Origin of the sequence: Micromonospora sp. NPDC051543, from assembly GCF_044454415.1 — a bacterium.
Classification (GTDB): domain Bacteria; phylum Actinomycetota; class Actinomycetes; order Mycobacteriales; family Micromonosporaceae; genus Micromonospora.
This window is the reverse complement of record NZ_JBITDT010000001.1, coordinates 465,070-486,557: the sequence shown is the minus strand read 5'-3', so window position 1 is coordinate 486,557 and position 21,488 is coordinate 465,070. Positions and strand designations below refer to the sequence as shown.

14 protein-coding genes and 1 pseudogene are annotated in these 21,488 nt (G+C 72.4%); 5 read left to right on the top strand and 10 right to left on the bottom strand.

Annotation, left to right across the window (positions count from 1 at the left end; all coding sequences use genetic code 11):
* Positions 1 to 36: 36 nt before the first annotated feature.
* Both ACIA3K_RS02295 and ACIA3K_RS02290 read right to left on the bottom strand, forming a co-directional pair.
* Positions 37 to 2,442 carry an RICIN domain-containing protein gene (locus tag ACIA3K_RS02295; RefSeq protein WP_396798578.1) on the bottom strand — a complete coding sequence of 802 codons (2,406 nt, stop codon included), beginning with the start codon at positions 2,440 to 2,442 and terminating at the stop codon, positions 37 to 39.
* A gap of 262 nt (positions 2,443 to 2,704) precedes the next feature.
* Positions 2,705 to 3,520, bottom strand: coding sequence for a copper resistance protein CopC (locus ACIA3K_RS02290; RefSeq protein WP_396798576.1), 816 nt, complete (start codon positions 3,518 to 3,520; stop codon positions 2,705 to 2,707).
* A 124-nt stretch (positions 3,521 to 3,644) separates the two neighbouring features.
* Between ACIA3K_RS02290 and ACIA3K_RS02285 the strand changes: the two genes are divergently transcribed.
* The 3 genes from ACIA3K_RS02285 to ACIA3K_RS02275 are packed head-to-tail and all read left to right on the top strand — an operon-like array spanning position 3,645 to position 6,271.
* The gene (locus ACIA3K_RS02285; RefSeq protein ID WP_396798575.1) at positions 3,645 to 4,121 is read left to right on the top strand and encodes a hypothetical protein; all 477 of its coding nucleotides are present in this window, start codon (positions 3,645 to 3,647) and stop codon (positions 4,119 to 4,121) included.
* A gap of 6 nt (positions 4,122 to 4,127) precedes the next feature.
* Positions 4,128 to 5,483 carry a hypothetical protein gene (locus ACIA3K_RS02280; protein ID WP_396798573.1) on the top strand — a complete coding sequence of 452 codons (1,356 nt, stop codon included), beginning with the start codon at positions 4,128 to 4,130 and terminating at the stop codon, positions 5,481 to 5,483.
* Positions 5,484 to 5,503: 20 nt separating this feature from the next.
* The gene (locus tag ACIA3K_RS02275) at positions 5,504 to 6,271 is read left to right on the top strand and encodes a nucleotidyltransferase domain-containing protein (protein WP_396798572.1); all 768 of its coding nucleotides are present in this window, start codon (positions 5,504 to 5,506) and stop codon (positions 6,269 to 6,271) included.
* Positions 6,272 to 6,278: 7 nt separating this feature from the next.
* Here the strand turns inward: ACIA3K_RS02275 and ACIA3K_RS02270 are convergent, their stop codons facing one another.
* The 4 genes from ACIA3K_RS02270 to ACIA3K_RS02255 form a co-directional block, all read right to left on the bottom strand.
* Positions 6,279 to 7,673 (bottom strand): dihydrolipoyl dehydrogenase family protein, encoded by a 1,395-nt coding sequence (locus ACIA3K_RS02270; RefSeq protein ID WP_396798570.1) that lies wholly within the window; start codon positions 7,671 to 7,673, stop codon positions 6,279 to 6,281.
* 162 nt (positions 7,674 to 7,835) lie between these two features.
* Positions 7,836 to 8,597, bottom strand: a complete 762-nt coding sequence (locus ACIA3K_RS02265) for a methyltransferase domain-containing protein (protein ID WP_396798569.1) — start codon at positions 8,595 to 8,597, stop codon at positions 7,836 to 7,838.
* A 120-nt stretch (positions 8,598 to 8,717) separates the two neighbouring features.
* Positions 8,718 to 10,409 (bottom strand): hypothetical protein, encoded by a 1,692-nt coding sequence (locus tag ACIA3K_RS02260; RefSeq protein WP_396798568.1) that lies wholly within the window; start codon positions 10,407 to 10,409, stop codon positions 8,718 to 8,720.
* A 195-nt stretch (positions 10,410 to 10,604) separates the two neighbouring features.
* The gene (locus ACIA3K_RS02255) at positions 10,605 to 12,167 is read right to left on the bottom strand and encodes an FAD-dependent oxidoreductase (RefSeq protein ID WP_396798566.1); all 1,563 of its coding nucleotides are present in this window, start codon (positions 12,165 to 12,167) and stop codon (positions 10,605 to 10,607) included.
* Positions 12,168 to 12,240: 73 nt separating this feature from the next.
* On the opposite strand from ACIA3K_RS02255, the gene ACIA3K_RS02250 reads away from it, so the two are divergent.
* Positions 12,241 to 12,828, top strand: a complete 588-nt coding sequence (locus ACIA3K_RS02250; protein WP_396798564.1) for a helix-turn-helix domain-containing protein — start codon at positions 12,241 to 12,243, stop codon at positions 12,826 to 12,828.
* A 122-nt stretch (positions 12,829 to 12,950) separates the two neighbouring features.
* On the opposite strand, the gene ACIA3K_RS02245 is transcribed toward ACIA3K_RS02250, so the two are convergent.
* The 4 genes and pseudogenes from ACIA3K_RS02245 to ACIA3K_RS02230 all read right to left on the bottom strand — a co-directional run bounded on the left by ACIA3K_RS02245 (position 12,951) and on the right by ACIA3K_RS02230 (position 20,411).
* Positions 12,951 to 14,501: a hypothetical protein gene (locus ACIA3K_RS02245; RefSeq protein ID WP_396798811.1), complete on the bottom strand. Its 1,551-nt coding sequence runs from the start codon at positions 14,499 to 14,501 to the stop codon at positions 12,951 to 12,953.
* A gap of 2,192 nt (positions 14,502 to 16,693) precedes the next feature.
* Positions 16,694 to 17,729 (bottom strand): annotated as a pseudogene (locus tag ACIA3K_RS02240) (choice-of-anchor A family protein); the annotation flags it as partial.
* Positions 17,730 to 17,868: 139 nt separating this feature from the next.
* The gene (locus ACIA3K_RS02235; protein WP_396798563.1) at positions 17,869 to 19,611 is read right to left on the bottom strand and encodes a sulfatase-like hydrolase/transferase; all 1,743 of its coding nucleotides are present in this window, start codon (positions 19,609 to 19,611) and stop codon (positions 17,869 to 17,871) included.
* The gene (locus tag ACIA3K_RS02230) at positions 19,608 to 20,411 is read right to left on the bottom strand and encodes a CDP-alcohol phosphatidyltransferase family protein (protein WP_396798562.1); all 804 of its coding nucleotides are present in this window, start codon (positions 20,409 to 20,411) and stop codon (positions 19,608 to 19,610) included. The genes ACIA3K_RS02235 and ACIA3K_RS02230 overlap by 4 nt, the downstream gene beginning before the upstream one ends.
* 92 nt (positions 20,412 to 20,503) lie before the next feature.
* On the opposite strand from ACIA3K_RS02230, the gene ACIA3K_RS02225 reads away from it, so the two are divergent.
* Entirely contained in the window at positions 20,504 to 21,487 is a 984-nt protein-coding gene (locus ACIA3K_RS02225) for a zinc-binding alcohol dehydrogenase (RefSeq protein ID WP_396798560.1), read from the top strand.
* Position 21,488 lies beyond the last annotated feature (1 nt).

The window sequence follows — 21,488 nt, the reverse complement described above, 5'->3', positions numbered from 1 at the left end:
TGACCCGCCGGTCAGACCACGCCCCCTCGTCCGAGGTCAGCCGGTTACCCCGCTACTGACCACCCACTTCTGGTGGGCGCCGCCCGCGTACGTGCCGAGCTGGATCTGGGTGCCGTCGCCGGTGTTACCGCCGGCGGCCTCCATGATCTTTCCGGACTGCGGGTTGCGGATGGACCCGTCGCTCTGTGGCTGCCAGACCTGCGCGCCGGTGCCGTTGCAGGTCCAGAGCTGGATCTTCGTGCCGTTCGCGGTGCCCGCGTTGTCCACGTCGAGGCACTTGCCCAGCACCCGGTACGTGTCGCCGACCCGGGTCCACGACTGGGCAGCGGTGCCGTTGCAGGTCCAGAGCTGGATCTTCGTACCGTCGGCGAAACCGGAGTTGTCGACGTCCAGGCACTTGCCGCCGACGCCGGTGATGGTGCCCCCGATCGGCGGCGGCGGGCTGCCCGGGATGGAGTTGAGCGTGTACCACGCCTCGGTGCTCCACAGTGACTGGCCGCTGGTGGAGGTGAACGGTCGCGGCGAGCGCAGGTGCACCACCCGACCGGCCTTACGACCCGCCACCACCAGGCTGACCTTCTTCCCGTCCGCCGACAGGGTGGCCGAGGTGACGGTCAACGTCTCCTCGTCGACCTTCGGCCCGCCGTACGCCGACGTCGCCACGTACCGCCACTGCTTGACCTTGTAGCGGGACGCGAGGTTGGCAGCGGTCTCCGCCGAGATCGGCTGCGTGTACTCCACCTCGAAACCGCTGGTGGTGGCGCGCATGGCCAGCATCTCGAAGGTGCTGGCGCTGTTCGGGGTGAGCTTCTGCAACCCGTACGTCAGCTTGCCGGTCTGCCCCCAGTTGCCGCCCGCGCCGAGCCCCCCGACGTAGATCGCGCCGTCCGGGCCGAGGTTGACCTCGGAGACGCCCGCCTCCAGGCCCTGGGTGAGCCGGAACAGCGCACCCTGGTACTCGCCGTTGACCTTCTCCACGTTCGCGCGCTGGAGACCGCCGTAGGTGACGTCGCCGATGACGAACTGGCCCGCGTACCGCCCGCTGGTGAGGTAGAGCGGCGTGCTGGGCGAGTTGGCGATCTCGTTCTGCGGCATCCACAGCACCGGCGGGGTGACCAGCTTGGCGTCGAACGGGCCGACCGGGGTCGTGTAGTGGTTGAAGAAGCGGCCCTGCTTGATGTGCACCAGCTTCGACGACGGCAGCCAGCCGCCCTGGTTGTCGGTGACGAAGATGCCGCCCTCCGGGCCCCACCCGATGCCGTGCGGGGTGCGCAGGCCGCCCGCGACGTAGCTGACCGCGCCGGTGTCCTTGCTGACCTTGATGGTGGTGCCCCGGTTGGCGGCGGGCTGCGGGACGGTGGTCGCGCCGCCGTAGTCGATCGACACCGACAGGTTCACGTAGAAGAACCCGTCCTGGTAGAGCAGACCGAAGGCGAACTCGTGGAACTTGCCGCCGTACGGCCAGGTCGCGACGGTGTCGAGACGGTCGGCCACCTCGTCGCCGGTGGTGTCCACGAGCCGGGTCAACCGCTGCTTCTCCGACACGTACACCACCCCGTCGACGACCTTGAGCCCCATCGGCTCCTTGAGCCCGCCCGCGATCTTCTTGGTGGTCACCGCCCCGGGAGTCGTCGCGCCGCCGGTGCCGCTCATGATGTACACCTCGCCGTCCTGGGAGGTGCCGGACTGGTCGCTGCCACCCCAGGTGCTGATGACGAGCCGCCCGTCGGGCAGCCAGTCCATCCCGGTGACCTTCGGCTGGAAGCCGGTGGGCCGCAGGTTCGTGAGCGTGTAACCGGGGTGCACGCCGGTCAGCGGCAGGCCGTCGCCGGGGGTGTCGCTGACCCCCTCGCACTCCTTACGTCCCGGCGCGGTGACCCGGACGACCCCGGCGTCGGTGCTCAACGCCGAGTTCGGTACGAGCACGAAGGACGACGAGCCGGGCGTCCGCCATTCGAGTGTGATCTGCTGGTCGCCACCGCGCTCGAAGTGGTCGATGCGCAGCGGGTGCAGCCCGGCGGCGAGGGTGACCGTGCCCTCCTTGGGCGGGGTGGCGCCGTGCAGGCCGTCGTGGTTGACGACGACCGTGTTGTCGATGGCGAGCCTGGACCCGTCGTCGCTGCTGAGCCGGAAGGCGTAGCTGCCGGCCTGGGTGACGGTGATGTTGCCGAGCACCTGCGAGACGAAGTTGTCGTCGAAGCCGAAGTCGGCCGCCGACGTCCAGTTGATCGTGGACATGAGCTTGTCCACGTTGGGGGTCTGCGCCGGCTTGAGCGTACAGATCTCCGAGAGTGGCACCTGGACGTCGTAGACGCGCAGGGTGACGCCCGGTTCCTGCTCGGCGGCGGCGTCGGCCGGGTCGGCCCAGAAGCCGACGGTGAGGACGAGCGCGAGCGCGCCCAGGACGGGACTGCGGAATCGGCGAGGCAGCCGTGTACCCATCGTTCCTCCAACGAGGATGAGGAGTGACCGACGGCCGGCGTGCAGCGATGGTGAGGCGGTGGCCGCCGGCCCCGGTCCGTAACGTCCTCGACGCCGACGAGTGACGATCCGGAAACACCGGGTTGATGGGTCGAGACATTAAGGGGTTTCGATTGAGGTGTCCATGCCTTTGCATCGATACATCAAAAGTTCCCGATGTCTGTGCGAAAGCTCGCGGCGCTGATCCCTGAATGTCCGGGTATGTGACCGGCTACCGGTGCCCTCAGCGGCGACCGCGACGAGCCGGCCGGCGGTTCGTGCCGCCGCGCTGACGCGGGGCGCCGCCGCCCTGTGGACGTGGGGTGCCGCCGCGCGGGCGGGCCGCTCCGCCGGCCGGCCGTGCCGCCGGACGACGACGGGCCGCCACCACGATGAGCGCGCCCACCACGGCGACGATGACGACGGGGATCACCCAGGACGGGAGCCCGCGCTCCTTCGAGGACGACGGCGGCGCGGCAGCGGGGGTGACGGCCGGGTCGAGGGTCGCGGCCGGCACGGCGGACGCCGACGCGGTGCCCTCGGCCTGGGCCAGCAGGGCGGGATCGGGGCCGTTCGTCGGCGCCGTCCAACCGGCCGGGGCCGCCGTGCTCGGCCCCTGGTAGTCGAAGGTGACGGTGCCCTTCACGGCCTCACCGTCGGACGCGACCGTGAGGTAACTGGCGGTGTAGCGGCCCTTCGCCGGCCAGTGCGCGACGGCCACCATCGCGGGAAAGCCGGTGTGGTAGAGCCGCGGCTCGAAGGTGCCGTTGACCATGAAGTACTCCTGGACCGGCTTGTCCAACCGCTTCGGCTCGCCGTACGACCAGCCGCTGTCCACCCGCGACCCGTTCGGGCCCGTGAGGGTGAAGTGCGCGTTGGCGGCCGGCTTCTCCGTGAAGTACAGCCCGACCCTCTCGAGGGGCTGGCGCACCACCGTCCCGGTCAGCGGAGTGGAGGTCGCCAACTGGCCGTGCGCGGACGCCGGGGCGGCGGGCAGCGCCAGCGACGCGACCACGAACACGGCCAGCACCGCCAGGGCGCGACGTACGACATTACCCACAGTGACCAGCCTCGATCGCATTCGTTCATCATGGTCATTTCCCCGCCGCCGAACAAGACGTAGAGTTCACCCTCCGACGATCACCTCGACATCCCGTCCCCCTCGCGTCGTTCGGAGTCCACCCGTGCCCGTCCCCGGTTCGCGCCCCACCACCCGCTCCGCCGCCCTGCTGGTCACCGGTCTGCTCACCGCCGTGCTCGCCACGGGCTGCGGGCAGGACGACGATCCGTCCGTGGCCGCCCCCTCCACGGCCCCGACCTCCGCCCCCGTGCCGACCCCCTCCGCCGCGTCGGCCACGGCGGGCAGCCCCACTCCCGCGGCCAGCACCCCCGCCGCCGTCGACCGGGAGATCACCGTGACCATCGCCAAGAAGCGGATCACCCCGCCGACCGGCCGGGTGACCGTGACCAAGGGCCAGTCGGTCCGGATCACGGTCACCTCGGACGTCGCCGACGAGCTGCACGTGCACGGCTACGACCTGGGCGCCCGCCTCCCCGCCGGCAAGCCGGGCTCGGTGGAGTTCCGGGCCGACAAGACCGGGTTGTTCGAGGTCGAGACGCACGAGACCGAGCTGGTGCTGTTCCAGCTCGTCGTCCGCTGATCCCCGATGTCCGCCGCACCCACGCTGCTGGCGCACGGCGTCGGCGGCCGTCAGGACCTCCCGATCACGCTGCCCGAGCTCGTCGTGGCCGCCGCCCTGACCCTGGTCGTCACGTTCGTCGCGCTGGGCGTGCTCTGGCGCGAGCCACGCCTGGACCGGGACGCCACAGGTGGTCGGCCGGTGCCGGACCGGCTGGCCCGCCTCGTCGACGCCCCCGCGTTCCGGTGGACGCTGCGCGCACTGGGCCTGCTCGCCGCCGCCTGGTTCTGCGTGGGCCTGCTCGCCGGGCCGGACACCCCGGAGAACCCGACGGCCGGAGTGCTCTACGTGCTCCTCTGGGTCGGCCTGGTGCCCGTCTCGCTGCTGTTCGGCCCGGTGTGGCGGGCGGTCAACCCCCTGCGTACCGTGCATCTGCTCGGCGCGCTGGCGGCCCGGCGCGACCCGACACGCGGCGTCCGTGAACTGCCGGCCGGTCTGGGCCTCTGGCCCGCCGCGCTCACCCTCTTCGGGTTCGTCTGGCTCGAACTGGTCGCGCCGGACCGGGCCACGCTGCCGGTCATCACCGCGTGGCTGGCCGCCTACGCCGTGGTGATGCTGGCCGGCGCCGTGGTGTTCGGCGCGGCCTGGTTCGACCGGGCCGACCCGTTCGAGGTCTACAGCGCGCTCGTCGGCCAACTCGCCCCGATCGGCCGGGCCGCCGACGGTGTGCTGGTGTGGCGCAACCCGCTCGACGGGATCGCCGGGCTGCGGCCCCGCCCCGGGCTGGTCGCCGTGGTCGTCGTGCTGCTCGGCTCGACGATGTTCGACAGTCTCTCCAACGCGCCGGTCTGGCTGCGCTTCGCCCAGGAGAACGGGCTGCCCCCGGTGGTCACCGGCAGCGCGGGACTGGTCCTGGTGATCGGTGCGGTCGCCGTGGCGTACCTCGCCGCCACGGGCGTCGCGGCCCGCGTCGGCCGGACCGAGCAATCGGACGCCGGCGCCGTCGGGGTGCGGCGCGTGCCGGGCGAGATCGCGCACTCGATCGTGCCCATCGCGGTGGGCTACGTGGTGGCGCACTATTACTCGCTGCTGATCCTGGAGGGTCAACGCACCCTCGCCCTGCTGTCCGACCCCCGCCACACCGGCGCGGACGTCTTCGGCACCGCCGGCTGGGAACCGCACACCGCGTTGGTGACCCCTTCCGGGGTGGCCAACCTCCAGATCACCGTCATCGTCGTCGGGCACCTGCTCGGCACGCTGCTCGCCCACGACCGCGCCCTGTACCTGTTCCCCCGGGCGCGGGCGGTCGCCGGTCAGCTTCCGCTGCTCGCGCTGATGGTCGCCTACACCGTCGCCGGCCTGCTGCTGCTCTACGCGGGTTAGCTCTGGGAAAGGATGAAGACGTGGATTCCGCTCTCGCGCACTACCTCGACGACCTCGTGCGCACCTCGCGGGAGGTGCTCGGCGACGACCTCGTCGGCGCGTACGGGGCCGGTTCGGTGGGGCTCGGCGCGTACCAGGCGGGCCGCAGCGACGTGGACGTGGCGCTGGTCTGTGCCGGCCCGCTCACCGGCACCGTCAAGCGGACGCTGGTGGCGCGCCTGCGACACGAGGCCCTGCCCTGTCCGGCGCGCGGGCTGGAACTGATCGTCTATCAGCGGGCCGTGGCGGCGGCCGGCAGCCCCGAACCCGGCTTCGAGGTCGAGCTGAACACCGGACGCGCCATGCCGTTCCGCCGCACCCTCGACCCGGCTGAGCGCCCGAGCGCCGACGGCCGGTTCTGGTACGGGCTGGACCGCAGCATCCTGCGCCAGAGCGGACTGGCGTTGCTCGGTCCGCCGGCGGCCGAGGTCTTCGCCGACCTCGCCCCGGCCGACCTGCGTCGCCTGTTGGTCGAGGCGCTGACCTGGTGGCTGGCCCGGCCGACGCCGTCGGACGGCCGGCCCGCGCGCGGCACCGAGGACGCCGTGCTCGGCGCCTGCCGCGCGCTGGTGCGGCACCGCGACGGCGTGTGGCTGTCCAAGATGGACGCCGGCCGGCGGCTCGTCGACACCGGCGGGCCCGCCGAGCTGATCCATCGGGCGATCGCCGCCCGGCACGGTGGTCCACCGCCCACCGGCGGCGAGGCCCGCGCCTTCCAGCAATGGGCACGCGCCGAGATCGCCGGCTGACCTGGGCTCAGCGCACCGGTCGGCTCTGCAACGAGGCGAAGAGCAGGTTGAGGCCCTCGGCCATGGTCGGATGCGTGATGATCGCGTCCCGCAGCGCGGTCCACGGCATCCGCGCGAGCATGGCCAACTGCACCGAGGTGATCACCTCACCCGACTCCGGGCCCAGCAGCGCCGCGCCCAGGATCAGGTCGGTGCGGGTGTCGATCACCGCCTTCCACGTGCCCCGGGTCTCGCGCAGAGTGCGGGCGCGGGGGATCGCGGCGACCGGCAGGTGGGCCACCTCGATGTCGTATCCGGCGCGGCGCGCGTCGCTTTCGCTGAGACCGGCCCGCGCCAGCTCCGGGGTGGTGAAGACGGTGTACGGAACGAGCCGCCCGGCCGTACTGCGCCGCTCACCGGCCAGGTTCGCCCGGATGATCCGGTAGTCGTCGAGCGACACGTGCGTGAACTGCGGGCTGCCCGCGACGTCCCCGGCCGCCCACGTCCGCTCGGCGCTGGTGCGCAGATACTCGTCGACCAGCACGAAGCCACGCTCGTCGAGCCGGACACCGGCCGCGTCCAGCCCGAGCCCGTCGGTGACCGGTGCCCGGCCGGCCGCCACCAGGACCTCGTCACCGGTCACCACACTGCCGTCGTCGAGGGCGACCCGGAGCGTCCCGTCGGGGTCACGGTCGACCCGGGCGACGGCCACGCCGACGCGGACGTCGATGCCGTCCGCGAGGAAGACCCGCATCAGCGCGTCGGCGACATCGGGGTCCTCGCGGCTGAGTAGTTGCGGGCCGCCCTCGATCACCGTCACCGCGCTGCCGAACGAGGCGAACATCTGCGCGAACTCGACCCCGACGGTCCCGCCGCCGAGCACCACGAGCCGTGCCGGCAGCCGATCCAGCCGGAGAAGGTCGTTGCTGGTCAGCACTCCGGCCTCGGCCATCCCGGGTACGGACGGCAGATGCGGGCGGGTGCCCGTGTTGACGACCACGTCGGCGCCCCGCAGCAGTCGTTCACCCCCGTCGGCCAGTTGCACCCGAACGGTCCGCGCGGCGACGAACCGGGCCGTACCGATCACCAGGTGCAGACCCGAGTCGAGGAACTGCTGCCGGTTGGCGGCGACCATCCCGTCGACGACGTCCTGCTTGTGCGTTCGCAGCAGGTCGACGTCGACCCGGCCACCCTCGACGGCGAGGCCGAGCGCGGCGGCGTGCCGTAGCCGGTGGGCCGCCCGTGCGCTCGTCACAAGCGCCTTGGTGGGGATACACGCGACGTTGATGCAGCTTCCGCCGATCATGCCGCGCTCCACCATCGCCACCCGGCGTCCGGAGCGGGCCACGTCCATGCTCAGCGTCTTCCCGGCCTTGCCGCCGCCCACGACGAGCAGGTCGAAGTCCTCCGGTTGGTCGGTCACGGGCGCTCCTTCGCGGCCACGAGGTGCTCGTCGTCGCCACCCGGGCCGGCGGTCGTCGATGCGTGTCGGCCAGCCAAGCCTGCCAGCTCAGACGGGACGTCCGGGGCCGTTCCCGGTGAAAGCCGGTGGCGTACCAGGGCGGCGAGGGGTGGCCGTCGGTCGTCAGGCCACGGCGGTGACCAGGTAGAGGGTGAAGCTCGCCAGCAGCGGACCCGCGGTGAGACGGCGAAGCCACGGCCGGACCTCCCGGTCGACCATCTCGCCAGCCGCCACCGCGCGGGCGGAGTTGCGCCGCAGCCCCAGGATCCGATCGGCCGTGCCGAAGTCCTCGAAGACGACGGGGATCGCCTCGACCGATCGCACCCGCAGGCCAACCCGCGCCGACAACCGGACCAACTCCCGACCGATGGTCGGATTCCGCACCTGCCCCGCCACGAACCGGGCGAAGCGGCGGCTCGTGGCCACGTCCTCGTCGGCGACGGCGAGCGTGTCCCAGTCCGGCTCGGTCACCACGAGCACACCGGTGGGACGCAGCACCCGGCGGACCTCCGCCAACGCCGCCGCGGGATCCTCCACGTGCATCAGGACGCGATCGATCCGGGCCCGGTCCATGCTGACGTCGTCCAACGGAAGCGCGTGGGCGTCGCCCACGCGCAGGTCGATCCGCGGCCGGTCGGCCAGTCGCCGACCCGCCTCCGCGAGCATCCCCGGGTCACGGTCGACGCCGACCACCAGGCCGTCGGCCCGGACCGCATCGGCCAACCGCCCCAGGTCGGTGCCCGGCCCACAGCCGACGTCCACCACGGTGTGCCCCGGCCGCAGGTCGAGAGCGTCGACGGCACGCCTCTTGTAGCCCTGCCCGACCGGGGTGGCCGCGGCCGTGTCCAGGTACGCGATCCGGTCCGCACTCGTGAGCTGGCTCATCGGCCCATCCCACCATCGACTCGTGGGTGTGCGGTGCAGCCGGTGCGTGGGTTCGGTGAAGATCGCCGACCGCGGATCGTGCCGGGCCCGGGGCGTACGCGCCCGGGCCCGGTCCACCGGTCAGTGCCGGGCGTTTCCGTTGTCGTTGACCGGCTGCCCGAAGGCCAGGAACGGCACGGGCGTCGGGTCGGGGCGAGCGAAGATCGGCTCGGGGTGCGGACCGGGCGTCCCCGAGGTGGCCGACCGGTCGGGAAGCGCTGCCGGGTACCGCACGGGCGTCCCCTCCGGGCGCTCGTCATCGGTCCGGTCACCATCGGTGTGCTCCGCGTCGGCGGGGGTCTCGTCGGCTCGGGTCCCATCGTGAGCGGCCGCCTCGTCGGGGCCGACCTCGTCGTCACCGAGCCGGTCCGCGTCGACCCGGTCGGCACGGGACTGCTCGGCGTCGTCGCCGCCGGCACGCTCGGCAACATCGGCGCGGTCACTCGCCGGCGGGTCGACGGAGAGCAGTTCCACACTGGCACGGGACGGTGCCGACCGTGGACCGACCATCGGATACTCGGCCGTCTCCGTGCCACCGGCAGCGGCGGCCATCACGGCGGCGGCGGCCAGGTCGGCCACCCGCTTCGCCTCCCGCTGCACCCGGGCGCGGACCTCCTTGGCGTGCCGCTCGGCGGAGTCGCCGGCCCGCCGGGCCTCGTCGAGCCGGGTCGCCTCGGCGGTCAGGTCCCGGCGCACCTCGCTCAGCCGTTGCTGCATCCGGGACAGCTCGTTCTCCAGGGTCTCGCCCTCCTGGCGGACCTCGGCGAGCTGCTGCTGGGCGGTCTCCAACTCGGCGTGCAGCTGGGCCGACTCCTCCCGACGCTCCTCGATCTCCTGCTGGAGCGCGGTCAACTGCTCCTGGTGGCTGGCGGCCTGCTCGTCGGCCCGGTTCCGCAGCTCGGTCACGTGCTGCTGCGCCTCGGCGAGCAGCGCGGCGATCTGCTGCTCGGTGGAGCTGCGCTGCTCGGCCAGCTCCTCCTGCGAGGCCGCCTGCAACTCGGCGATCTCCTGCTCGGCGGCGCTGCGCCACTCGGCGACCTCGCGCTCCACGCCGGCCTGCCACTGCGCCATCTCCTGCTGGTTCTTGGCGCGGGCCGCCTGCACCTCCTGCTGGATCTGCGTACGCGCCGACTTCATCAGCGCGTCGGCAGCCACCCGCGTCTGGTTGAGCTGCTGCGCGCTCTGCTCGGTGATGCGCTTCGCCTCGTGCTGGGCGCGTTCGTGCGCGGCCTCACCGTCGGCGCGCAACTGCTCGGCGCGTTCCCGGATCGCCGTCAACTCGGCCTCGGCGACGGCGCGGCGCTCCTCGTACGCCTGCTCCTGCTCGCTGCGTCGCGCGGCCACCTCCTCGGACAGGTCCTGTCGTGCCTGCGCGGCCCGCTCACGGGTGTCGGCGAGGATCCGCTCCGCCTCGGTGCGCAGCTCGTTGGCGCGGTCGGCGGCCGATTCGGTGATGAGGGCGGCCTGCTTCTCGGCGAGGGTCAGTATCTCGCCCACCATCGGGCCCAGATCCTGGAACGAGGCGCGGTCCACCTGAACCGGCTGCTCGTGCATCTCGGCCAGCTCGGCCCGCAGCCGCTGCACCTCGGCGGTCAGCTCGCGCACCCGTACCGCCGACCGCCCGTGCTCGCCGCTGAGCATGGCGATCTGCCCGTCGAGCTGCTCCAGGTGCCGGTCCACCTGGCGTTTGTCGTAGCCGCGCAGGGCGAGCTCGAAGCTCGGCCGCGAGGCCGCATCGTCGCGTGTTGCGAGCGGCTCAGCGCCGATGGACATGCACCATCCTCCGTACGGTCGGGCGCAAGGTCAACCGCCCTGCGGGCCGTGAGTGTGGCGCAACGCTACCGCCGCGCCCACCCCCGTGCGAAGGCACGCACCCCTCATTCGCCGATCACGGAGTCGTGGTGCCCGGAAGGCCCTGATTGGCGGCTCTTGTCATCCAGCACGACTCCATGATCGACGGTTGGCGGGTCAGCGGCGGCGGGCTCGTAGGACCGCGTCGTGGTGGACCGCGTCGTGGGGGCCGGGGCGGGGGCGGGTCGCGGTGGTCTGGACGTCCCAGTGGGTCGGGTCCAGCTCGGCGGCGACGTCCTCGGCGGTGTACATCATGTCCGGCATGTGCATCCGGTGGCTCGACGTCCACAGGTCCATCGGGTGGTGGCCCACGATCAGCAGCACGCCGCCCGGGGCCACCGCGGCGGCCAGGTGGGCGAACAACTCCCGCCGCTGCGTCGGGGGCAGGTGCATGTAGTGCGCCGTCACCAGGTCGTAGGCCCCCTCGGCGGGCGGCTTGTCGCGCAGGTCGGCGTGGGTGAACTCGATCCGGTGACCGACCCCGGCCGCGTCGGCGTGCTCGGCGGCCCGACCCAGGGCGGTGGTCGAGATGTCCACTGCGGTCACCTGCCAGCCCCGCTGGGCCAGCCACACCGCGTCGGCGCCCTCACCGCTGCCCACGTCCAGCGCCCGCCCGGGGCTGAGATCGGCCGTCTCGGCGACCAGCTGCGGGTTCGGGCGGCCACTCCACACCGCCGGCTTCGACAGGTACCGCTCCTCCCACGCCGGCTCCTCGAAGGTCGTGGCGACCAACTGCCGGTACGCGGTCACCGCGTCCCGGGTCTCCTCGGCGATGAGGTCGGCGTTGATCGCCGCCCCGGCCATCAGCCCGGCAGCGGCGGAGGTGATGACCTGACCACGCAGGTCGGCCACGTTGCCGGCCACCCACACGCCCGGCACGGTCGTCGCGCCGGTGGCGTCGGCGGGGATCTGGGTGCCCACCACGTGCCCGCCCATCGTCACCTCCTCCGGGGCGAGACCCAGCCCCACGAGCAGGTCGGCGCGGGGCGACGTGCGGGTGGCGACCACGACGGCGTCGAGCGCCACGACGCGGCCGTCGGCGAGCCGGACACCGCTGAGCGCGTCCCCGGTCACCTCGAGCGCGGCGATCGGGCCGGGTACCACCGGGATGCTCCGGGCGGCGAGCCGTTCGGCCGTCTCCTCGTCCGGGGTCGGTGCGTCGTGCAGCAGGAGCAGCACGTCGGAGGACCACTGCCGCCACATCTCGGCCTGGTGCGCGGCCATCGGCCCGGTCGCCAGGATGCCGATCCGCCGGTCCCGGACCTCCCAGCCGTGGCAGTACGGGCAGTGCAGCACGTCGCGACCCCACCGCTCGGCCACCCCGGGCACGTCGGGCAGCTCGTCGGTGAGCCCGGTCGCCACCAGGAGCCGGCGGGCCCGCACCGCGTCGCCGTCGTCGAGGGCGATCCGGAAGCCGTCGTCCGCCCTTGTCACCTCACGGACCCGGCCGTCGCGGAACTGCCCGCCGTACCCGGCCACCTCGCCGCGTCCGGCGGCGATCAGCTCGGCCGGCGGCGTCCCCTCCCGGCCCAGGTAGTTGTGCACGTGGTCGGCGGGCGCGTTACGCGGCTCGCCCGAGTCGATCACCAGCACCGACCGCCGTGCACGGCTCAGCGCCAGAGCGCCACTGAGCCCGGCCGCGCCACCGCCCACCACCACCACGTCGTACGTCTCGTCCACCGGAATGTCTCCCTCTTGTCGGCTGAGCCCACCATCCGTCGCCGCCACCGAGATGGCAAGTATCGTTGCCGTTATGGCAAACGACGACAACGCCGCGCTGGCCGCCGTCGGCCCCCGGTTGCGCGCCCTGCGCCACCAGCGCGGCACCACGTTGACCCAGCTCGCCGACCTGACCGGCATCTCGGTGAGCACCCTGTCCCGGCTCGAGTCCGGCAGCCGCAAACCCACCCTGGAGCTGCTGCTTCCATTGGCCCGCGCCTACCAGGTGGCCCTGGATGAGCTGGTGGACGCCCCGGCCACCGGCGACCCCCGCGTACGCCCCAAGCCGATCGTGATCCACGGCGTGACGCACCTGCCGCTGACCCGCCGTCCGGGTGGCCTGCAGGCGTTCAAGCAGATCTTCCCGCCGGATCCGACCGCCGGGGGACGAACCCCGCAGGTCCACGAGGGGTACGAGTGGCTGTACGTCCTCTCGGGTCGACTGCGCCTGGTGCTCGGTGACCGCGACCTGATCCTGACGCACGGAGAGGTGGCCGAGTTCGACACCCGCATCCCGCACCTGATCATGAACCCCGGTCCGGGCACCGCCGAGGCGCTCAGCCTCTTCGGGCCGCAGGGCGAACGGCTGCACGTACGCGCCCGACCCACCACGTCCGAATGAACGATGATCATCACGACGTTGGCAATGTCGGGATACCCCGACATCGCCGACGTTGTGTCATGGGCGGACATGCGCGGGGGCCGGACCGGTTCCCCTCCGGTCCGACCCCCGCGACGTCCCCGCTAGGCGCGGAGTCTGCGTTGCCGGACGGCCAGCAGCAATGCGGCACCGAGCAGTACCGCCAGCACCCCGGCGGTCATCCATCCGCCGATCGGGAACGACGTACCGGTCACCGGGAGCTTGCCCTTCACCGGGATGGTGATGGTGGACTCCGGCGCGACCGGCGCGGGGCCGTCCGGCGGGGTGCCCGTCGCCGTCGCGCTGTTGCGCACCGAACCGTGGTGGATGTCGGCCTTGCTGACCGTGTACGTCGCCGTGCAGGTCACCGCCGCACCCGCGGCCAGGGTGACCGCGCCGTTGGGTGTCCGGTCCGGCCCGCAGGTGATCGGGCCGAGGTTGGCCGGTGACGCCGGCGCCGTGAGGGTGTCGGTGATCGTGACGCCGGTCAGCGTCACCTGCCCGGTGTTGGTGACGAGGAACTGGAACGGCACCTGCTGACCGGGCCGGCTGATCTTTTCGGTGCTGCTGGACTTCACCACGGTGATCGCCGCGCCCCGGGTGGCGGTGACCTCGGCGGTGACGGGTCCGGAGCGTACCGGTGCGGGTGGCTCCTGGCCCGGGATCGTCGGCGGCGTGCCGGCCGCCACGGCCGTGTTGGTGATCCGGCCGGCCTCGATGTCCGCCGCCGTGACGGTGTACGTCGAGGTGCAGGCGGTGCTCGCCCCGGCGAGCAGGGTGACGCTGCCGTTCGGGACGGGCGGGGTCCCGCAGGTGATCGTCCCGGGCGTGCCGGTTCCGGAGAACTCCGTCTCGTCGACGGTCACCGAGGTGAGCGGAGTGTTGCCGGTGTTGCTCACCACGAACCGGTAGGTGACCACGTCACCGGCCGCCGACACCACGGTGGGTGTGGCCGACTTGGTGATGGCGATCGCCGGGTGCGGGATCGGGATGTCCAACGGGGACGGCGGCGAGACCGGGGGCGGCCCGAACGGTGGCGTGCCAGTGGCGGTGGCGACGTTGCGCAGCGACGAACCGGTGAAGTCCTCCTCGGTCACCGTGTAGGTCGTGCGGCACTGGATCGACGCGCCCGGCTCCAGGGTCACCTCGCCGTTCGGGATGTTCTGCGGACCGCAGGTGATCTCGCCCAGTTCGGCCCGGGGGGACGGCGGCAGCACGGTGTCGTTGACGGTCACGCCGGTGAGGGTCAGGCCGCCGGTGTTGACCACCAGGAAGGTGTACGGCACCTGCTGGCCCGGCGCGGTGATCGCCACCGTGGTCGACGACTTGATCACCTCGATGCCGGGGACGACCCCCGCCTGGGGAATGGTCAGCGTCGAGGGCGGCGAGTCCACCGGCGTGCCCCCGGGTGGGGTGCCGTGTGCGGTGGCGGTGTCGGTGACCCCGTCGTTGTCCAGGTCGGCCTGGGTGACCGTGTAGGTGGCCGTGCAGGTGGTCGTCTCACCCGGCACGAGCGTGGTCACCGCGCAGGTGATCGGGCCGAGGTTCGCGTTCGACGACGGCGGTGCCTGGACGTCGGTGACGTTCACGTTGGTCAGGGTGAGTCCGCCGGTGTTGACCACGTGGAACCGGTACGGCACCTGCTGACCGACCATGCCGATCGTGGTGACCTCGGAGGTCTTGACCACCGAGATCGCGGCCACCAACCCGGATTCGGGGATCGTCAGTGTGGACGGCGGCGAGTCCACCGGCGTCTCGCTGTTGGGTGGCGTGCCGTGCGCGGTGGCGGTGTCGGCGACGGCGTCGTTGTCGAGGTCGGCCTGGGTGACCGTGTAGGTGGCCGTGCAGGCCGTCGCCTCGCCGGGTGCGAGGGTGGTCTGTGGGCAGGTGATCGGCCCGAGGTTCGCGTTCGACGACGGCGGTGTCTGCACGTCGGTCACGTTGACGTTGGTGAGCGTGACGCCACCGGTGTTGGTCACCAGGAACTGGTAGGGCACCTGCTGGCCGACCGTGGTGATCGCCACCGTGGTCGACGACTTGATGACCGCGATCGACGGCGTGACGTCGGCCGCCGGAATGGTCAGCACGGACTGGTCCGAGTCGACGGGCTGCTCGGTGCCGGTCGGGGTTCCGTGCGCGGTCGCGACGTTGGTGACCTCGTCGTTGTCCAGGTCAGCCTGGGTGACCGTGTAGGTGGCGGTGCAGGTGGTGGTCTCGCCGGGTGCGAGGGTCGTCTGTGGGCAGGTGATCGGGCCGAGGTCCGCGTTCGACGACGGCGGTGTCTGCACGTCGGTGACGTTGACGTTGGTGAGCGTGACGCCGCCGGTGTTGGCGACCAGGAAGTGGTAGGGCACCTGCTGGCCGACGGCGCTGATGGTCGCGCTGGTGGACGACTTCACCAGCGAGATGGCCGGGGCGGGCGCGTCGCCGGGGATCGTCAACGTCGACGGAGGGGACTGTACCGGCGGCCTGCCGCCGGGCGGGGTGCCCCGCGCGGTCGCGGTGTCGCGGACGGAGCCGAAGTCCAGGTCGGCCTGGGTGACCGTGTAGGTGGCGGTGCAGTCGGTCTGCGCGCCGGGGGCGAGGGTGGTCTGTGGGCAGGTGATCGGGCCGAGGTTGTCGTTCGACGACGGCGGCGTCTGTACGTCGGTGACGGCGACGTTGGTCAGGGTGAGCCCGCCGGTGTTGACCACGTGGAACACGTACGGCACCTGCTGCCCGACCGTCTCGATCGAGACGGTGGTGGACGTCTTCACGACCGCGATCGCGGCGACCAGGCCGGTCTCCGGGATGGTCAGGGTCGAGGGTGGCGAGTCGATCGGCGTACCCCCGGGTGGGGTGCCGTGTGCGGTGGCGGTGTCGGTGACCCCGTCGTTGTCCAGGTCGGCCTGGGTGACGGTGTAGGTGGCGGTGCACGTGGTCCGCGCCCCGGGAGCGAGGGTCGTGGCGGCGCAGGTGATCGGGCCGAGGTTGTCGTTCGACGACGGCGGCGCCTGGACGTCCGTGACGGTGACGTTGGTCAGGGTGAGTCCACCGGTGTTGACCACGTGGAACGAGTACGGCACCTGCTGCCCGACGGTCGTGATCGAGGCGGTGGTGGAGGTCTTCGTGACCGCGATCGACGGGGTCAGCCCGGCCGCCGGGATGGTCAGCGTGGACGGCGGCGAGGTCACCGGCGGGCCGGTCGGTGGCGTGCCCCGCGCGGTGGCGGTGTCGCGCACCCCGTCGTTGTCCAGGTCGGCCTGGGTGACCGTGTAGGTGGCGGTGCAGGTGGTGGACTGTCCGGGCGCGAGGGTGGTCTGTGGGCAGGTGATCGGGCCGAGGTTGGCGTTCGACGACGGCGGTGTCTGCACGTCGGTGACGGCGATGGCGGTGAGCGTCAGGCCGCCGGTGTTGGTGACCAGGTACCGGTACGGCACCTGCTGCCCGACCGTGGTGATCGAAGCGGTGGTGGACGACTTGATGACGGCGACGGCGGCGGTGAGCGCCTGTGCCGGGATGGTCAGGGTGTTCGGCTCGGAGACGACGGGCTGGCCGCTGGGTGGGGTGCCCCGCGCGGTTGCCGTGTTGGTCACCCCGCCGTTGTCGAGGTCGGCCTGCGTGACGGTGTAGGTGGCGGTGCACGCCGTGCGCGCACCGGGTGCGAGCGTGGTGGTGGCGCAGGTGATCGGGCCGAGGTTGTCGTTCGATGACGGCGGTGTCTGGGTGTCGGCCACCGAGATGCCGGTCAGCGGCACGCCACCGGTGTTGACCACGTGGAACGAGTACGGGACCTGCTGCCCCACGGTGGTGATCAACGTCGTCGTCGACGACTTGATCAGCGCGATGTCGGCCGGGGTGGCGCCCTCGCAGGAGAGCGTGGTGGCGAACGGGAAGTAGTGGATCTCGCCGCCGCGATGGTCGAGCGTGCGGGTGATGACGCTGCCCTCGGTGTTGCTGGAGGAGAGGTCGGTGAGGCTGGCGTTGGGGGCGTAGATGGTCCCCTCCACCGTGGCGGCCTGCGGGGTGAGGGTCAGCGCGGTCGCGGTCGGGAAGTTGAACAGGATGTAGCGAGCCTGTTCGCCGCCGATGCCGGCGAAGTTCGGGGCGGTCCAGTTGAACGTGTTGCCGACGCCGGTGGTGTCCACGTTGACCAGCAGCGGGGTGGTCGCGGTGGGCTGGCTGGCGAAGGTCAGGATCTGGATGTTGGCCAGGTCGGTGGCGGTCAGGTTGAGCACGTTCGTCACACCCGGGGTGAGGGTGACCACGGCGTTGCTGCCCGGTGGGATCGGTCGGGGCAGCACGTCGCCGTTGGGCGTCCGGAGCACCACCGTGTTGTCGCAGGTGGCCAGACCGGCGGTGGTGTCGCGGAAGGCGGCGAACGCCGCGCCGAAGTTGATCGGCGAGGTGGGCCCGACGCTGGCGACGGGCTGCCGGGTGACCAGCTCGACCCGGGGGAACGCGTCGTAGTTGTCCGTCGGCAGGATCCGCGTGTTGACCTGGGCACCGTTGTTGTCGGTGTCGCGTACGACGGTGCCGGTCAGGTTGCCGACCTTCGCGTACCCGTTGGAGAGCACCTGAAGGCGGGTGCCACCGGCGCTGCCGGCGAAGTTGACGCGTCCGCCGACGACGAGAGCGCTCGGGCGGGCGTCGCCCGGTACGACGAACGAGCCGGCGGTCTGCCCGGCGAGCTGGTAGTTGCCGAAGGTGAGGTCACCGCCGACGGCGAGGGTGCCCTCGTTCTCGTCGTTGATCACACTGGCGTTGCCCTCGGTCATCACTCCGAAGCTCAGCGCCTCGGCGACCGGGTCCACCGGTCCGATCGCCTCGTCGACCGCGGCGAGCACCCGGTTGATCCGGGTGGGCGCGACGGACGCCGGCAGCAGACCGGTGACCGCCAGCATTCCGCCGACGGCGAGCAGTGCCGTCGTCCGCGACCCGCGGCTGCCCCACGCAAACATCCTCATCACGCCCCCGTTGCTCGATGTGCGAGCGAAGCGTAACGAGGCAATTGTGGCTATTGGTAGCTTTTGTCCGAATAGCTCAGCGGGGTGCGGCCAACGGTGGCGTCGTCGGCCCGAAGGCGGTCAGGAACCGGTCGCGGAAGGAGTCCATCGGCCACACCGGCGCCTGTGGACCCGGCCGCAGGCCGTCCTGCCAGCCCCACCCGGCGATCTGTTCGAGGACCTTCGGGTCCCGGGCGACGATCGTGATCGGCACGTCCCGGCTCGCGCCCTCGCCGGTCACGACAGGTGCGGGCTGGTGGTCGCCGAGAAAGACCAGAACCAGATCGTCGTCGCCGTAGGTCTGCACGTAGGAGATCAGCGACTGGAGCGAGTAGGCGATCGCCTGCCGGTAGCCGGCCCGGACCCGGCCGGTGTCCCGGTCGTCCTTACCGCTCTCCTTCGCCCCGGCGTCGCCGTGGTAGACCGAGCCGTCGCCCACCGCGTCCCAGCCGATCATGCGGGGCACCGCCGTCCACGGCGAGTGGCTGGAGATCAGCGGGATCTCCGCCATGATCGGACGGTCCGCGTCGGCGCGCACGTGCCGCTGGAAGAAGGACAGGGTGTACTGGTCGGGCATCGGCGCGTAGGCGAACTTCGGGCCCCGGTAGCCGAGCGCCTCGGTGTCGTAGTAGCGGTCGTACGAGAAGAAGTCCTTCTCCGGCCAGGGCTGGGTCGCCGCCGGCAGCACCCCGACGGTCTGCCAGCCGGCTCGGCGGAACGCGCCGTTGAGGGTGAGCCGGTCGCTGGCCAGCAGACTGCGGTGCCGCTGCTCGTTGTCCGTCCACAGACCCGACAGCAGGGTGTCGTGCGCCAACCAACTACCCCCGCCGGACGTGGGGGAGGTGAGAAAGCCGCTGCGGGAGCCGTATCCGGCAGCGCGCAGGCTCGCGCTCCCGGCGTCCAGCACCCCGTTGACCTGCGGCGCCAACTCCGGGTCCTCGACGGCGTCGCGCCCGTAGCTCTCCACGAAGGCGAGGACGACGTCCTTGCCGCGCAGCCCGGTCAGCAACTGCTCGCCCGGGGCGTCCTGGAACGGGTCGGCGTCGATCTGGGCGGTGAACCGGCTCCGGTCGTGCAGCCGCGCGTCCACCTGCTCGGCGTGCGCGCCCACCAGCGCGGTGGTCCCGGCGTCGGCCACCGGCACACCCGGGACGATCCGCGCCCCGGCGACGGCGCAGACCACCCAGACGACCGTCAGCGCGGCCACCGCCCGCGTCGCCGTCCGCTCGTGGTCCACCAGCAGCGACGCCAGCCGTCGCAGGGCCACGGTCACCACGACCAGCAGCGCTCCGATCAGCAGCACGACGCCGACCACCGCGCCGAGCGCGCCGGCCCGCCCCGCCGAGTCCCGGACGAAGCCGAACGCGTCGTCCAGCAACAGCCAGTCCAGCACCAGGTCGAACGGCCGGTCGAGGGCCGTGCGGAACCCCAGGTCGGCGAGTTTCACGATGGCCAGCAGGCCGAGCAGCGGCCCGAGCACGGCCACCACCATCCGTCGTGGTCGCGACGGCAGCGCCAGCAGCAGCGCGGCCACCAGCAGGCCCTCCAGCGGGATCCGCACGAACGCGCCGGGGGTCAGCTCACCGAGGCGGTCCGGTCCGACCAGGACCGCGTACACCAGCAGGACCGCCAGCACCGTGCCGACCCACCGCAGCGCCCGCCGCGCCGGGCCGCCCGATGCGGGCGACACCACGGGGGTACGACCAGCGGCGTCGCCGGTCGACGCGGAGCGCCCGCGCAGCCGGTCGGCGAGCCGGCGTCGCCGAGGTGCGAGGGTCATCGGGGCCTCCAGTCGGAGTGGACCCTACCGCCCGAGCGCGCCGCCAGCGCGGGCCTGGGCAGCGGCAGTGTGGGCGCGGGCACCGGCAGCAGTGAGCGAGCCGGTCGGGACGCCGGGCGGCGACGCCACAGCCAGGCCACGTCCCGGCCGAACGACTCGACCAGCAGCGCCAACGCCACCACCAGGACCAGCGTGGTCCACGGCTCCGGGAGCGCCCGGGCGGCGGCCACCGTCAACAGCACCCCCTGGGCGGCGGCCACCAGCTTGCGCCAGAAGCGCGGCGGCAACGTGCCCCGCAGCCAGGGCAGGACCGCGCTCGCCGCGACGAAGGCGTACCGCATCGCGCCGATGGCCAGCACCCAACTCCCGGCCGTCGGGGCGACGTAGACGCTGAGGACCAGGATGAGGAACGCGTCGACCTCCATGTCGAAGCGGGCCCCCAGGGCGCTGGCGGTGCCGGTGCGCCGGGCGACCTGGCCGTCCACGGCGTCCAGCAGCAGGGCCACCGTGCTCAACGCGACCAGCAGCCCCACCGGAGTCGGGCGGTCGAACGAGTCCACGACCAGCGCGGTGACCGCGCCGACCAGGACGCCCCGGGCCAACGTCACCCGGTCGGCGGGGCCCAGGCGGGACGCGCCGGACAGGTGCAGGCCCCGGCTCAACGCGAGGCAGGTGACCGCCGCGTAGCCGACGCCGGCCAGCCAACCCGCCGTGTCCAGACCCACGGTGGCGGCCAGCGTCGCCAGCACGACCAGTTGCGCGGTGAGACCGATCACCGGACCGCTTCGAACTGTGGGCACCGTACCTCCGTGTTTATGATCGACGACCCCGACAGACAACACGGAAATCAGGGCTGTTCGGTTCGACCGGGACAAAAGGTGAGGTGTACGAGGTGAACCGCGAAGCGTACGCCTGCTGGGTGCGCGAGCCCGGCGCGGCGGAGATCCGACCGGTGTCGCTGCCCACGCCGGGTCCCGACGACGTGCTGGTCCGCGCCCGCTACTCCGGGGTCAGCCGGGGCACCGAGACGCTGGTGTTCGCCGGTCGGGTGCCCGTCGACCAGTACGCGGCGATGCGCGCCCCGTTCCAGGAGGGCGACTTCCCCGGCCCGGTCAAGTACGGCTACCTCAGCGTCGGCGTGGTCGAAGAGGGCCCGCCGGAACTGCTCGGGCGTACGGTGTTCTGCCTGCACCCGCACCAGAGCGCGTACGTCGTGCCGGCGACCGCCGTGGTGCCGGTGCCGGACGACGTGCCGCCCGCCCGCGCCGTGCTCGCCGGCACGGTGGAGACCGCCGTGAACGCCCTGTGGGACGCCGCGCCCCTGCTCGGCGACCGGGTCAGCGTGATCGGCGCGGGCATGGTGGGCTGCTGCGTCGCGGCGCTGGTGGCCCGGTTCCCCGGTGTGGACGTCGAGCTGGTCGACACCGACACCCGCCGGGCCGGGGTGGCCGGGGCGCTCGGCGTCCGGTTCGCCCGACCCGCCGACGCGACCGGCGACCGGGACCTGGTCGTGCACGCCAGCGCCACGTCCGCCGGCCTGCAACAGGCGCTGGACCTGCTCGCGCCCGAGGGCACGGTGGTCGAGCTGAGCTGGTACGGCGACCGCCAGGTGCAGGTGTCCCTCGGTGGGGCCTTCCACTCCGGACGGCTCACCGTGCGCAGCAGCCAGGTCGGCATGGTCGCGCCCGCGCGGCGCGGCCGCCGCAGCTACACCGACCGGTTGGCGCTGGCCCTGGACCTGCTCGACGACCCGGCGTTCGACGCGCTGATCACCGGCGCGTCCCGGTTCACGGAGCTACCCGACGTACTTGCCCGACTGAGTTCGGGCGACCTGCCCGCGCTCTGCCACCTCATCACCTACGACGACGGGGAGTGAC